Genomic DNA, 14,374 nt, shown 5'->3' on the forward strand with positions numbered 1-14,374 from the left:
TACCCGGGGTCGCGACCGCCGCCGGGCACCGGGCGCTCAGCGGTTCACATGGCCGCCGGCAGCCGGCAAGCCTCGCTGCGGCCGGGGGTCGCTGCGGGGCCGCCCTTGGCGACCGTCACGTCCTTCTTCTTCTCGGACAGCATCACGTAGATCGCCACCGAGAGAAGCGCGCAGATCACGGCGCTCGCCCACAGCACCACCTGCCAGGCGCCGGTGAAGCCCTCGCTCACGAAGTCGAAGAAGCTGGGCTGCACCTTCTCCGGCAGCTTCTCCAACGGCCCGGCGAGATCATCGGAGTTGACACAGATGTCGCTGACCACCGCGCTGACCAGCGAGGCCACCGTGAACAGCACCGCACCGACGGCGAACACGCGCCGCCGCCCGAGCAGGTCGGCCAGCGCGCCGCACGCCAGCATGAAGCTCGCGAAGGTCAAGTTGTAGGCGTGCACCACCCATTGCAGGGCATCAAGGGACGCGTCCGTGTCCAGGCCGATGTGTGGCAGGGCCACGCCCGACCCGGTGACCGAGGTCGGCAGGATCAGCAGGGTCAACAGGACGGCGATCAAAGTGACTTGGGGGTTCGATCCCCGGGTTCGCCCACCTGAACGGGAAGACAACTCTTGCGCTCCTTGGTGCGAGTGCGAGTGCTTGTGTGCCGCGGGCGCCGGTCACGCAGGGATGGAGTTGGCGACGCCGCCGTCGACGAGGAGGTCGACTCCGTTGACGTACGACGCGTCGTGCGACGCGAGGAAGGCGACGGCGGACGCGACCTCCTCCGGGGTGCCGATGCGCTTGAGGACCACGCCCTGGCGGCTCGCCTCGCGGGCCTCGTCGGTCGGCACCGACTCACGGAACATGTCGGTGTCGATGTAGCCGGGGCTGACGGCGTTGACCCGGATGCCGCGGTCGGAGAGGTCGCTGGCGAGGGTCTTGGCGAGGTTGGCCGCGGCCGCCTTGCTCGCGGCGTACAGGGAGCCGATGACCAGGCCCTTGTGGTGGGTCCACGAGGCGTTGATCACGATCGAGCTGCCGTCCTTGAGCAGCGGGAGCGCGTGCTTGACGGTGAAGAAGACACCCTTGAAGTTGGCGTCCACCACGCCGTCGAAGTCCTCCTCGGTGAACTCCTCGATCCGCTTGAAGACACCGACACCGGCGTTGGCGAACACCACGTCCAGGTGGCCGAAGCGCTCCCGCACCTCTCCCCTAACGCGGTCGAGGTCGGCCGGCTTGGAGACGTCGGCGGGCACCGCGAGCAGCCGGTCGCCCGCGTCCAGGCGCTCGGCGGCGCGCTTGAGGCGGTCCTCGCTGCGGCCGGTGATGACGACCTCGGCGCCCTCGTCGAGCAGGCGCCGCGCGGTCGCCAGACCCATTCCGGTCGCGCCGCCGGTGATCAGGGCGACCTTGCCGTCGAAACGGGCACCGCAGGACGTGCTCTGCATGGTGAAATCCCCAGCCTTTGAATGGATATGAGCTGGAGCAGCCTCGCCGCTACTGGCGAGACCTGAGTAGAGCCAACCTATGGTGGTGTTATCACCACCACCCACACCACAGCCGTCCGCTCGCCGGCATCGGGGTTTCCGCGCGACGGCGAGGCGCGTCAATTGCCGCCACCCAGCGGCAGGAGGAGAGCCCCCGTCGCCTCAGTCCCCGTAGAGCGCCTCGATCTCGTCCGCGTACGCCGTCGCCACCGCGTGCCGTTTGATCTTCAGGGATGGCGTGAGCAGCCCGTTGTCCTCGGTGAACTCGCCCTCGACGATGACGAACCTGCGGACGGACTCGGCGCGCGAGACCGCCGAGTTGGCGTAGTCCACGGCCTTCTGGACCTCGGCGATCATCTTCGGGTCCCGGCAGAGTTCGGCGAGCGGGGTGTCCTTGGGGCGTTTGCGCACGGAGAGCCAGTGCTCGACGGCCTCCGGGTCCAGCGTGATGACCGCGGCGACGTAGGAGCGGTTGTCGCCGACGACGATGCACTGGCCGACCGGCGCCCGGCTGCGCAGCCGGTCCTCCAGGATCGCCGGGGAGACGTTCTTGCCGCCGGAGGTGACGATGAGGTCCTTCTTGCGCCCGGTGATCGTGAGGTAGCCGTCGTCGTCGAGCGCCCCGAGGTCTCCGGTGGCGAACCACTCGCCTTGCAGCACGGCGTCCGTGGCGGCCGGGTTGTTCCAGTACGAGCCGAAGACGATGCCGCCCTTGATGAGCACCTCCCCGTCGTCCGCGATGCGGATCGCGGTGCCGGGCACCGGCAGGCCCACCGTGCCGGGGCGGGGCTTCAGCGGCGGGGTGATGGTCGCGGCGGCGGTGGTCTCCGTCAGGCCGTACCCCTCGTAGATGACGATCCCGGCGGCGTAGAAGAAGAGGTTGAGGCGGCGGTCGAGGGGGGAGCCGCCGCTGATGGCGTAGCGCAGCCTGCCGCCGACCTCCTTGCGGATGCGCCGGTAGACGAGCAGCTCGTAGAGCGCCCAGCCCAGATAGAGCCCGATCGAGGGTCCGGGCCCGCGCTTGTCCAGGAACTTGTTCAGGTACGCCTCGCCGAACCGCACCGCGATCCCCTCGGCCCGGTCGAAGGACGCGCCGCGCCCGATCTTCTCGGCGGTCGCGCGCCCCGTGTCGTGGATCTTCTCGAAGAGATACGGGACGCCGACGACGAACGTGGGCCTGAATGAACGGAGTTCGGGGCGCAGCTCGTCCGGTTTGATGCTCGGGCAGTGGCCGAGTTCGATGCGGGCGAGCATGCAGGCGATCTGGATGGTGCGGCCCAGGATGTGGGCGAGCGGCAGGAAGAGGAGCGTCGAAGCGACCTGGCCGGTGATCTCCTTGAAGACGGGGTGGAGGAGGTCGACCGTGTTCGCGGCCTCGGCGTGCAGATTGCCGTGGGTGAGGACGCAGCCCTTGGGCTTGCCCGTGGTGCCCGAGGTGTAGCAGATGGTGGCGATGGAGTCCGGGGTGAGCGCGGACCGCCGCTTGGTCACTTCCTCGTCGGACAACTCCCGGCCGCCCTGCACCAGTTGGAGCACGGCCCCGTCGTCGATGCACAGGACGCGCGGCGGTTCGGCGAGGTCCGCGACGGCCGCCTCGGCCGTCGCCACGTTCTCCGGGTTCTCCGCGATCAGGAACCCCGCGCCGGAGTCCCGCACGATCCACTCGATCTGCTCGGCCGCCGATGTCGCGTACACGGGCACACTCTGCCCGCCCGCCGCCCAGATCGCGAAGTCGAGGACGGCCCACTCGTACCGGGTACGGGACATCAGCGCGACACGGCCGCCCGGTTCCAGCCCCGCGGCGATCAACCCCTTGGCGACGGCGGTGACTTCCCGTGCGAAGGCCGCCGCGGTGACCGGCCGCCACTGGTCGCCCTGCTTGCGGCGCAGGACGACGGCGTCGGGCGCCTCGGCGGCGTTGGTGAAGGGGATGTCGGCGGTGCTGCCCGCGGTGGCCGTCGCCGCGAGCGGGGCGACACTCGCCTCGCGCACGACCCCGTGCCCGTCCCGGACGATCTCGACGGTGGTGCGCTCCGCCAGCTCGCTGTGGCGTTGTGCCCTTTTCAGATCCTTGCGTACGCCCATGACGGCTCCCGGCTCCGGCGACCAGCTGACGTGCAGAGGTGATGCGGTGCGTTGCGTACTTACTGGGAGGTCAACTTACTCAAGCGTAGGGAAAGTTCAATGGTGCGGACAGCGAAGAACTCGGCGAAGCACCGGGGGCTCACTCCCGCGCCGGCACCCAGACCTCCCCCTCCAGGACCCGGCCCATCCCGACCCACACCATGTTCATCAGCCGCAGCGTGACCCCCTCCGGGGACTGGTCCGGGTGGCTGCCCATCCAGTCGGTCAGCGAGTCCGCCGCGCCGACCAGCGCATGGGCGACGAAGTCCGCGTCTTCGTGGGAGAGTTGAGCCGGGGGCGAGCCGCCGCCGCTCTCCGTGATGCCGTCCCAGACCAGGCCGGCGACCTGCGCCATCACCGCCCGGCGGGCGTCGGCGACGGCGGCCGCGATCGTCTCGCTCAGCTCCGACGCCTGACGGTGCAGGACGACCCAGCTGTCTCGGTGCTCGGCGACAAAGGCGAAGAACGCCGAAAGGCCCGCGTGCAGCCGCAGTTCGGGCGCCGCGCCTCCGGCCCGCGCGGCCCCCTGGAACGCGGCGACGAGCCGGTCGGCCTCACGGCTCAGGCAGGCGAGGAAGAGGCCTTCCTTGGAGTCGAGGTAGAGATACACCATCGGCTTGGAGATTCCGGCGAGTTCGGCAATCTCGTCCACGGACGCGGCGTGATAGCCACGCTTGGCGAAGACCCGCACCGCCACATCGATGATCTGCTGCTCGCGCTCCTTGCGCGGAACGCGCCGCCGGCGCCCCTCGGAACTCCTGTTCACCGTCACCCTTGCCACCCTCTCAGGTCGGGCCTATCTTACCCAACAGTAAGTTTACTAAAGAGTAAGGAGATGGCCATGGCGGACAACGGCACCGGCGGTATCGGCGGCGCGGAGGGCATCGCCGGTCTGGACTTCGCGAGCGTCACCCCCGAGGAGTTCGCGAAGATCGTGAAGGGCCTGTCCGGCAAGGAGATCACCGAGATCGCCCAGGACGGCGAGCTGCGCGCCCGCGTCCTCGCGGAGGTCTTCGCCCGCATGGAGCGGCAGTTCAAGCCGGACGCGGCGGGCTCGCTCACGGCACTGATCCGCTGGAAGATCACGGGCGTCGACGAGGTCGTGTACGAGACGGAGATCGCGGAGGGCAGCTGCACCGTCCGCGAGGGCCGCTCGGACGCCGAGCCGCGCGTCACGCTCATCATGTCCGACGCCGAGTTCCTCAAGCTGGTCTCCGGCAACGCGAGCCCCGTGACGATGTTCATGATGCGCAAGGTCAAGATCGCCGGCGATGTGGCGCTCGCCGCCGGCCTGACCCGCTACTTCGACATCCCGAAGGCGTGAGGTGACCCTGCGATGCCCTTCTCCTTCGAACTGACCGAAGAACAGCGGGACTTGCGCGACTGGGTGCACGGCTTCGCGGCCGGCGTCGTGCGTCCGGCGGCCGCCGAGTGGGACGAGCGCGAGGAGACGCCCTGGCCCGTCATCCAGGAGGCCGCGAAGATCGGCCTCTACGGCTTCGAGTCCCTGGCCGACCTCTTCGGCGACCCCTCGGGGCTCTCCCTCCAGATCGCCAACGAGGAGCTCTTCTGGGGCGACGCGGGCATCGGCATGGCCCTCTTCGGCACGTCCCTCGCGGTGGCCGGGATCTTCTCCGCGGGCACACCCGACCAGCTGGCCGAGTGGGTGCCGCAGTGCTTCGGCGACGAGGACGACCCCAAGGTCGCGGCGTTCTGCGTCTCGGAGCCCGAAGCGGGCTCGGACGTCTCGGCGATGCGCACGCGCGCGACGTACGACGCAGCACGCGACGAGTGGACCCTGAGCGGCCAGAAGGCGTGGATCACCAACGGCGGCATTGCGAACGTGCACGTCGTGGTCGCGTCCGTCGACCCCGCCCTCGGGTCGCGCGGGCAGGCGGCGTTCATCGTGCCGCCGGGCACGCGGGGTCTCGAAGGCGCCCGGAAGATCAAGAAGCTGGGGCTGCGGGCCTCGCACACGGCGGACGTCTTCCTGGACGACGTACGCGTGCCGGGGCACTGTCTCCTCGGCGGCAAGGAGCGCCTTGACGCGCGGCTCGCCCGGGTCCGTGGGGGTGGCGGCGGCAAGGGCCAGGCGGCGATGGCGACGTTCGAGGTGAGCAGGCCGACGGTGGGCGCGCAGGCGCTGGGCATCGCGCGGGCGGCGTACGAGTACGCGCTCGACTACGCGGGCTCACGGGTCGCCTTCGGCCGCCCCATCATCGAGAACCAGTCCATCGCCTTCGCCCTCGCCGATCTGCGGACCGAGATCGAGGCGGTGCGGCTGCTGATCTGGCAGGCGGCCTGGATGGCACGCAACGACAAGCAGTTCGACGCGGGCCAGGGCTCGATGTCCAAGCTGCGGGCCGGCGAACTGGCCGTCGCGGCGACGGAGAAGGCGGTGCAGGTGCTCGGCGGCGCCGGGTACAGCAGGGAGCATCCGGTGGAGCGGATGTACCGGGACGCGAAGATCTACACGATCTTCGAGGGGACGAGTGAGATCCAGCGGCTCGTGATCGCGAGGGCCATCTCGGGGCGGCAGATTCGCTGAGCCGGTTCCGGACGTCCGGCCGTTGAGACGATACTCGGCCGGAATCTCAGCCCGTCCGGCGTTTGAGGACGAACTCGGCGAAGCCGGTGATCGACGGTAAGAACATGACGCCGACGCACTCCTACGCCCGTGAGCCGGACGCCGCCCTGGGGCTGCTCAACAGCAACCGCGGCGGCCCCCTCACCACCCCGCGACCCCACGTACGCGTGACCCTCTGTCTGCTCCCCGCCCTGCTCATCGCGGTCGCCGGGTTCCGGCGGCGCTGGATGTCCGACGACGGGCACATCTACGTCCGCACGGCCCGTCAGATCCTGGCGGGCAACGGCCCCGTCTTCAACGCGGGCGAACGCGCCGAGTCCTCCACCGGCACCCTCTGGCAGTGGCTGCTCGCGCTCGCGGGGCTGCCCGGCATCGACATCGCGACGGCGGCGATGTACGGCGGGCTGCTGCTGACCGCCGCCGGGTTCGCGTTCGCCTCGCTCGGCGCGATGCGGCTGTACTCGACGGCCCGTTTCCTCCCCCTCGGCTGCCTCGTGCTCCTCGCCCTGCCGCCCGTCTGGGACTTCGCCACCTCGGGCCTGGAGACCGGCCTGGCCACCTGCTGGCTCGCGGGGGCCTGGCTGCTGCTCGTCGCGCAGCCGTATTCGGTCGTCACCAGCGTGGTGCTCGGCCTCGGCCCGCTCGTCAGACCGGACCTTGCGCTGGTCTCCGCCGTGTTCCTCGGCGCGCAGTGGCTGATGGTGCGCCCTTCGCGGTGGGTGGCGCTCGGCGGTCTCGGCGCGGCGGTGGCGCTGCCTCTCGCGTACGAGATCTTCCGGGTCGGCTACTACGGGCAGTTGATGCCGCTGCCGGGCGTGACCAAGGAGGCCTCGCAGAGCCTGTGGGTACGCGGACTGTTCTACCTCATGGACTTCGCCGGGCCCTATCTGCTGTGGATGCCCGCCCTGCTGATCGTGGTCGCGGTCCTCCCGTCGGGCCGCGGGCGGACCGTCCTGCCGCCGCTGGTCCCCGCGTTCGCCCCCGTCGTCGCCGGGCTGCTCTGCTGGGCCTACGTCATCAAGGTGGGCGGCGACTTCATGCACGGCCGGATGTTCCTGCCGGGCCTGCTGCTCATGCTCCTGCCCGTCTTCCTGGTGCCCCTCACACGCGCCTGGGCCATCGCGACGCTCGGCGTCGCCCTGTGGGCCGTGCTCTGCGCGGGCTGGCTGCGCGTTCCGTACGCGGGTCTGATCGGGCCCGGCGGTGTGGCGGACGAGCGCGGTGTGTACGTACGCCAGAACGCCGCCCCGCACCCCCTCCACCACGGCTTCGCGGGCTACGGCGCCAACGCCGACTACGCCCGTCTCGTCCGCGACGCCGCCCGCTCCGGCACCCCCACGCTGCTCCTCGCCAGGACCCCCGTGACGGCCAACTCCCCCACCGTCACCGGCGTCTACAACACCCTCGGCTTCAGCGGCACGGTCGTCCCGCTGAACGGGGCGGCGCTCGACCCGATCGGGCTCGCCTACCCCCTGGCGGCCCACTCGGAGCGAATCCCCGGCCGGGTGGGCCACGACAAGCGGCTGCCCGACACCTGGATCTTCGCCGACCGGGGCGACGGGGAACTGCCCGCCGGCCTCGACCCGGCGGGCGTCGCCGCGGCCCGCCGCGCCCTTGGCTGCGGTCAGCTCGCCGAGCTGCGGGCGGCGACGAGGGACCCGATGACACCCGCCAGGTTCTGGCGCAACATCACCGGCTCCTGGGAACGCACGTCCTTCCGCTTCCCGAACGATCCGGTGCTGGCCGAGAAGAGGCTGTGCGGGGGCTGAGCGGAGGGGCCGCCGCACTCACTCCCACATCTCGCCGCCACCTCCCCCTCCGTGTCCGTCTCCCATGAGGCGGTCGGCCTGGCGGACGGCGCTGACGAGCCCGAGCACGGCCTTGCTGTCCCCACTCGTGGGCAAATCCTCGGCGTGCCGGGCCAGTTCGGAGAGAGCGGGGGCACCGGGAAGGGGCTGCCAGGTGCCGGATTCGGAGGTGTACGCCGGCTCGGGGGCGGCGGTCGTCGTGGAGGCGTCGGGCCGCACGGCGGGGTCGCCCGGCTCGCTCGCCCCCGAGGTCCCGCGCCGCAGCGCGTCCGAGAAGTACGCGGCGACGGCAGCGGTCCGCAGCCCGCCGTCCGCATCCCACAACTCACCGTCCAGATCCCCCGTCTCGATCTGATTCGACTCCTCGTGCGGGGCACGGCTGTCGGGGTCGAGCCAGCGGACGTTGGCGGTCGCCACGTGCCCGCTCGCGCCGGGCTTCATCTGTACGGCGTACAGCGCGGTCACGGTGTGTCCGGGCCCGACCTCGCCGCCGTCCACGCTGTCGTCGCGGAAGTCGTCGTCGGCGACCTTGCGGTTGTCGTACCCGATGAGCTTGAACCGCTCGACCGTCTCGGGATCGAAGGCGACCTGCGCCTTGGCGTCGCGGGCACGCAGCTCGATGTTGGCCGGCAGCTGCTCGCAGAAGACCTTCTCGGCCTCCTCGCTGTCCGATACGTAGGTGGTGTGCCCGTCCCCCTTGTCGGCGAGGCGTTCCATCAGGGCGTCCCCGTAGTCACTGCCGACGCCCACCCCGAAGAGAGTGATGCCATGCTCGCGACGGGCATCGGATATCCGCTCCAGGATGCCGTCGGCGCTGGTCTCACCGGTGTTGGCAAGGGCGTCGGAGAGCAGCACGACACGGTTGGTGGCACCTTCGCGCTGCCCGCGCACGGCGGTGTCGTACCCCGTCCGGATGCCCGCCTCGAGATTGGTGGACTGCGTGGGCTCCATCGCGTCGACGGCCGAGTGCACCTTGCCGCGATGGCCCCCGAGACGGGTCATCGGCAGGACGGTCTCCGCGCTGTCGCTGAAGGTGACGAGCGCGACGGAGTCGTCGTCGCGGAGCTGGTCGGTCATGATGCCGAGCGACTCCTTGACGAGGTCGAGCCGCCCCGGCTCGGCCATGGAACCAGAGACATCGATCACGAAGGTAAGGGCGGCGGGCGGCCGTTCGCCCTGCGACTCCCCGGCGCCGGTCGCGAGCCCCACCCGCATCATCGACCACCCATCCGCGTCAGTACGGGCCCCATCCACATTCACGGAGAACCCGTCGCCCTCGGGCCGGGGATAGTCCTGCCGGAAGCTGTTCACGAACTCCTCCGGCCGCACGGTCGACGGGTCCGGGAGCCTGCCCTCCGCGAGGGTGCGGCGCGCGAAGCCGTAGGAGGCGGTGTCGACATCGAGGGCGAAGGTGGAGAGATAGTCGGGCGGCGGCGCGAAGTCCCGCTCCGCACCGTCCTCCTGCCGCTTGTCGCCGTCCGGCGCGGAGGGCATGGCGGGCGCGGGCATCGGCCCCGTGGCGCCGCCGCTGCCGCGGCTCTTGTCCGCGTGGTCGGAGGCACGCTCGCCCCCGCCGCCGCCACTGCATCCGGTGATCAGCAACCCACCGGCCACGGCAGCGGCAACCAACGCCTGCCGTATCTTCCAGGTCCGCATGGTGGTCCCCCTTGCTTCGTCAGCACTCGTGACTGTGACGCCGGGGGCGGGCGGCGGGATCGCCCGGGGATGTTGCGGAAGCGTCTCGATGTGGCTACGGCGGGATGCTCCCCTAGGTTTACCGGGCCTGTGGCTTTGATTGGCGCCGGGGCCGCCCGGTTGTCCCGAGGTTGGCGGTTCCGGGCCGGGCGTAAAGGGCGCTCCTTCGTCGCGTCGGCTGCGCCGATTCCGCTGCGCTCCACCCTTGACACCCAACCCTCCACCGCGAGAAGCGAATTGACCGGGCGGCCACGAAAGGGGGCTCTCGGGACTGCGGGGATGGGTCATCCGGCTTTCCTGCCGGGTGCGGACCAGTTCGTCGCAGCGTGCCGTGAGGCTGGAGGGGTGCGCGACCGGTCCGGGGATGGATGCCGGTCTCGTCAAGCGTCTACCGACCGGATCTTCCGGGGTGGCCGTCGCTTGCGAGGTGACCATCGCCCGTCTCGGGTGGGGGTGGGGGACCTACTTTGGAAAAGTAGTGTTCTGGCACAAGGGGGGCGCGCGGCACTGCGAAACGCAACTTTGCCGAAGTAGGTTCCCCACACCCCTCTCTCGCCCTCTCTCCCGGTCGGGGCCGGGAGATCCGGTCGGCAGACGCTTGACGAAACCGGCACCCATCCCCGAGCGGACCGCGCACCCCTCCCGCCCCTTCAGCCGGCGGCACGCTGCGACGAACTAGTCCGCACCCGGCAGTGAAGCCGGATGAACCATCCCCGCAGTCCCGAGAGCCCCGCTTCGTGGCCGCCCGGTCGTCTTCCTTCTCGCGGTGGAGGGACGGGTGTCAAGGGTGAAGCGAAGCGCAATCGGCGCAGCCGACGCGCAGCGCAGCGGAGCGCCCTTTACACCCGGCCCGGAACCGCCAACCTCGGGACAACCGGGCGGCCCCGGCAAGAACACCACCACAGGCCCAGCAAAGCCCCCCGGCAGGGAGCCTCAGCTGACCACGTCCTTCCGCGCGAACCCCCGGAACGCCAACGCGAACAACACCACCGCGTACGTCACCGAGACCGCCGCCCCCTGAACCATCCCGCCCCACTCCGGCCGCGGCTGAATCGCGTCCGCCCACGCGAACTGCCAGTGCGCCGGCAGGAAGTCCCGCCAGCTGCCCAACGCCGTCACCGCGTCCAGGACGTTGCCCACGATCGTCAGGCCGACCGCCCCGCCGACCGCGCCCAGCGGCGCGTCCGTCTTCGTCGACAGCCAGAACGCGAGCCCGGCAGTCACCAGTTGGGACACGAAGACGTACGCCACGACGATCACGAGGCGCTGCGCCGCCGTGCCCGCCGGCAGCGTGCCCCCGGTCGGAATCTCCAGCGGGCCCCAGCCGTACGCCGCCGTACCGACCGCGAAGGCGATCAGGGGGAGCAGGATCATGGCCGCCGCGCTCAGGCCCAGTGCCACGGCCAGCTTGGACCAGAGGAGGCGGGCCCGCGGCACGGGGGCCGCGAGCAAATACCGCAGGGACGACCAGCTCGCCTCGGAGGCGATGGTGTCGCCGCAGAACAGCGCGACGGGGATGACGAGCAGGAAGCCCGCCGACACGAACAGACACGTCGCCGCGAAGTTCGCGCCGGACGCGGTGGCCGTGTCCATCAGCGTCACCCGGCCGTTCTCCGCCCCCGGCGACCCCGCGACGGCGAAGGCGATGAGCAGGATGAACGGCAGCAGGCCCATCACCGCGCCCATCACCAGCGTGCGGCGCCGCTTCAGCTGGCGCACCGCCTCGACCCGCAGCGGCAGCGTCCGCCCCGGGCGGTAGCCGGGCGCGGTCTCGACGAGCCTGGGCCCGGCCGTGGGCACGGACTCTTGCTCAGTGATGGCGCTCACGCGGAGTCCCCTCCGATCAGGGTCAAGAAGGCGTCCTCAAGGCGGCGGTGCGGGCCGAGGGCGTCCACGGGCAGCTCCAGGCGCACCAGTTCGGGCAGCAGCCGCGCGGCGCTCGCGCCGTCGGTGCCGTCGAGCCGAACCAGGAGTCCGCCGTCCGCGCGGACCGCCGAAGCCACGCCGGGCAACGCGGCGACCTTGTCGACCAGGGGTTCCGAGATGTCCGCGGCAAGCCCCACGAGCAGGGTGTCGCCGGAACCGACGATCTCGGACACCGGGCCCGCCTGGACGAGACGGCCGCGGTCCATGACCACCAGGTGGGTGCAGGACTGTTCGACCTCCGCCAGGAGATGGCTGGAGACGATGACCGTGCGGCCGCCCTCGGCGTACCGGATCATCACCTCGCGCATCTCGCGGATCTGCGGCGGGTCGAGGCCGTTGGTCGGTTCGTCGAGGATCAGCAGGTCCGGCAGGCCGAGCATCGCCTGGGCGATGGCGAGCCGCTGCCGCATGCCCTGGGAGTAGGTCCGCACCGCGCGGGCAAGGGCATCGCCTAGCCCCGCGATCTCCAGCGCCTCGTCCAAGTGGGCGTCCCCGGCGGGGCGTCCGGTGGCCTTCCAGTACAGCTCCAGGTTCTCCCGGCCGGAGAGGTGCGGGAGGAATCCCGCGCCCTCGACGAAGGCGCCGACCCGGGAGAGGACGGGGGCGCCCGCCCGGATCGCCTGCCCGAAGACGCGGATCTCGCCCGCGTCGGGCCGGATCAGGCCCATCAGCATGCGCAGGGTCGTCGTCTTGCCCGCGCCGTTCGGACCCAGGAGGCCGAGGACCTGGCCCCGCTCCACGCGGAAGGACACGTCACGGACCGCGTACCGGTCCGTCGACTTCGCGTACCGCTTGCTCAAGTCCGTGATCTGCAGCGGGACTTCGGCGAGCTCCGGGTCGGCGGCGGGTGCCGTCGTCCGGCGCCGCGCGGTCAGCAGGAGCCCGAGGGCGACGACCGCTCCGGCGAGCGGCAGCCACCACACCCAGGAGGGCAGCGGCGCGGCCGCCGTCTTCACGCCGGGCGCGGTCGGGACCGACAGGTCGCTCTTGAGGGACACCGTGTACGTGGTGGGCTCCGCCGGAGAGGCGTAGCCCAGGTCCGTCGAGGAGAGGACGAGGCGGAGGCGGTGGCCCTTCTGCAGGTCGTGGTCGACGGCGGGCAGGGTCAGGTCGACGTCCTTGCCGCCCTTGGCGCCCGCGTTCTCCACCCTTACCGGCGCGACCAGTTGCGCGGGCAGCACCGGCTGCTCGTCGCCCGGACCCACGTCGTACACCTTCCCGAAGAGCACCGCGTCGTCGCTCTCGGACTTCACGTGCACCCGCACGGTCGGCGATCCGGTGAGCCGCACGTCGTCCTTGAGCGGCGCCGACTCGAACGCGGCGTACTGCCCGGGGAAGTCGAGGGAGACGCCGACGCCGAGCGAGGACAGCTGGGAGAGGCCGCCGCCGACGCCCGGCAGCGCGGAGATCGCGGGCGGCGCGGCCCCCGCCGGATTCTCGAAGCTCTGCTCGCGCCCGGCGACCGCACGGCGGTCCTCGCTTCCGGCGGCGCCCTGCCCGAACGCGCCCCCGGCCGCGATTGCGGGTGCGCTGCCGGTCAGCGGCACCTTGCGGAGGCCGCTCTCCAGGCCCGGATACCGGTCCGCGCTCGCGCCGCGCAACGTGGCGGCGCCATCGGTGGAGTCGATGCCTCCGGTGCGCGTGACCCGGAACGCCGGTCCCGTGTCCGCGTTCTTGTCGTCCTTCAGATAGCGGTCGAACCACGAACCGATGCGGGCGTTCACCCGCCCCGTCTCGCGGTCCCCGCCGTCATGGCCGCCGGAGATCCAGTCGACGGACACGGGGGCGTGGTTGCCGCGGATCGCCTTGGCCATCGCGTCGGCCTGGCCCAGCGGGAAGAGGGAGTCGGACTGGCCCTGCACGATCAGGGCGGGCACCTTGATGCGGTCGCCGACGGCGGACGGGCTGCGGTCCGCGAGGAGCTCGCGGGCCCGGTCGTCCGGCTTCCCGGAAACGGCGACCCGGTCGTACATCTCGCAGAGCTGCTTCTCGAACCGGTCGCAGCCGCCGCCCGTGCTGATGAAGAGGCCCGCCCAGAGCTTCTTGAATACGCCGTGGGGGAAGAGCGCGTCGCTCAGGTTCCAGTACGTGATCTGGGGCGCGATGGCGTCCACACGCTGGTCGTATCCGGCGGAGAGGAGGGAGACCGCGCCCCCGTACGAGGCACCGGTGACGCCGACGCGCGGGTCGCCGTCCTTGTCCAGCTCCACCTCGGGGCGGTCGGCGAGCCAGTCGATCAGACGGGAGACGTCGGCGACCTCGCCCTTCGGGTCGTTCAGGCCGATCTTGCCGGTGGACCTGCCGAAGCCGCGGGCGGACCAGGTGAGCACCGCGTACCCCTCACGGGCGAGGTCCTCCGCCTGGTCGCGCACGTCTTCCTTGCTGCCGCCGAAGCCGTGGCCGATGAGGACGGCGGGGCGCTTGGCCGATGGATCACCCGCGGTGAAGTACGACGTGTCGATCTCCGCGCCACCCGCGCCCTTCATCTCCATCACGCGGTCCGAGCGGTGAACGGCGGGGGCGTCGTCCGATGCCACCGCCGTCCAGGTGCCCGCGCCCACAAGCACCGCGAGGGCGGCGCCGGCGGCGAGCAGTCCGCGCTTGGGCACTCCACGCTTGGGCAGTCGTAGATCCATGCGTCAACCGTACGGGCGGGCGCCGACATCCGAGGCAGCCGCCGGGGTGAACCCGCTTACCTCCCTGGGGAGTAGGCGCGGGCTCCCATGTACGACGGTTGCGGTACCCGGACCCCGCTC

10 protein-coding genes are annotated in these 14,374 nt (G+C 71.1%); 3 read left to right on the forward strand and 7 right to left on the reverse strand.

Annotated elements, in window-relative coordinates:
- Positions 1–44: 44 nt before the first annotated feature.
- The 4 genes from AB0G47_RS08715 to AB0G47_RS08730 form a co-directional block, all read right to left on the reverse strand.
- Positions 45–551: an MFS transporter gene (locus AB0G47_RS08715; protein ID WP_360765730.1), complete on the reverse strand. Its 507-nt coding sequence runs from the start codon at positions 549–551 to the stop codon at positions 45–47.
- Between the two features lie 117 nt (positions 552–668).
- Complete coding sequence (locus tag AB0G47_RS08720; protein WP_360765732.1) at positions 669–1,439, reverse strand: glucose 1-dehydrogenase; 771 nt, start codon at positions 1,437–1,439, stop codon at positions 669–671.
- Positions 1,440–1,640: 201 nt separating this feature from the next.
- Entirely contained in the window at positions 1,641–3,563 is a 1,923-nt protein-coding gene (locus AB0G47_RS08725) for an AMP-dependent synthetase/ligase (protein WP_360765735.1), read from the reverse strand.
- A 139-nt stretch (positions 3,564–3,702) separates the two neighbouring features.
- Positions 3,703–4,374: a TetR/AcrR family transcriptional regulator gene (locus AB0G47_RS08730; protein ID WP_360765738.1), complete on the reverse strand. Its 672-nt coding sequence runs from the start codon at positions 4,372–4,374 to the stop codon at positions 3,703–3,705.
- Positions 4,375–4,443: 69 nt separating this feature from the next.
- Here AB0G47_RS08730 and AB0G47_RS08735 point away from each other — a divergent pair, with 69 nt between their 5' ends.
- The 3 genes from AB0G47_RS08735 to AB0G47_RS08745 all read left to right on the forward strand — a co-directional run bounded on the left by AB0G47_RS08735 (position 4,444) and on the right by AB0G47_RS08745 (position 7,958).
- Entirely contained in the window at positions 4,444–4,926 is a 483-nt protein-coding gene (locus AB0G47_RS08735) for an SCP2 sterol-binding domain-containing protein (RefSeq protein WP_360765741.1), read from the forward strand.
- A gap of 12 nt (positions 4,927–4,938) precedes the next feature.
- The gene (locus AB0G47_RS08740) at positions 4,939–6,150 is read left to right on the forward strand and encodes an acyl-CoA dehydrogenase family protein (RefSeq protein WP_360765744.1); all 1,212 of its coding nucleotides are present in this window, start codon (positions 4,939–4,941) and stop codon (positions 6,148–6,150) included.
- A gap of 104 nt (positions 6,151–6,254) precedes the next feature.
- Positions 6,255–7,958: a hypothetical protein gene (locus AB0G47_RS08745; RefSeq protein WP_360765747.1), complete on the forward strand. Its 1,704-nt coding sequence runs from the start codon at positions 6,255–6,257 to the stop codon at positions 7,956–7,958.
- 18 nt (positions 7,959–7,976) lie between these two features.
- On the opposite strand, the gene AB0G47_RS08750 is transcribed toward AB0G47_RS08745, so the two are convergent.
- The 3 genes from AB0G47_RS08750 to AB0G47_RS08760 form a co-directional block, all read right to left on the reverse strand.
- On the reverse strand, positions 7,977–9,653 hold the full coding sequence (locus AB0G47_RS08750) for a von Willebrand factor type A domain-containing protein (RefSeq protein WP_360765750.1): 1,677 nt from the start codon (positions 9,651–9,653) through the stop codon (positions 7,977–7,979).
- Positions 9,654–10,625: 972 nt separating this feature from the next.
- Complete coding sequence (locus tag AB0G47_RS08755; protein ID WP_360765752.1) at positions 10,626–11,519, reverse strand: ABC transporter permease; 894 nt, start codon at positions 11,517–11,519, stop codon at positions 10,626–10,628.
- Positions 11,516–14,254 carry an alpha/beta fold hydrolase gene (locus tag AB0G47_RS08760; protein ID WP_360765754.1) on the reverse strand — a complete coding sequence of 913 codons (2,739 nt, stop codon included), beginning with the start codon at positions 14,252–14,254 and terminating at the stop codon, positions 11,516–11,518. The genes AB0G47_RS08755 and AB0G47_RS08760 overlap by 4 nt, the downstream gene beginning before the upstream one ends.
- Positions 14,255–14,374: the final 120 nt, after the last annotated feature.

The sequence above is a fragment of the Streptomyces sp. NPDC021622 genome (assembly GCF_040640795.1).
Classification (GTDB): Bacteria; Actinomycetota; Actinomycetes; order Streptomycetales; family Streptomycetaceae; genus Streptomyces.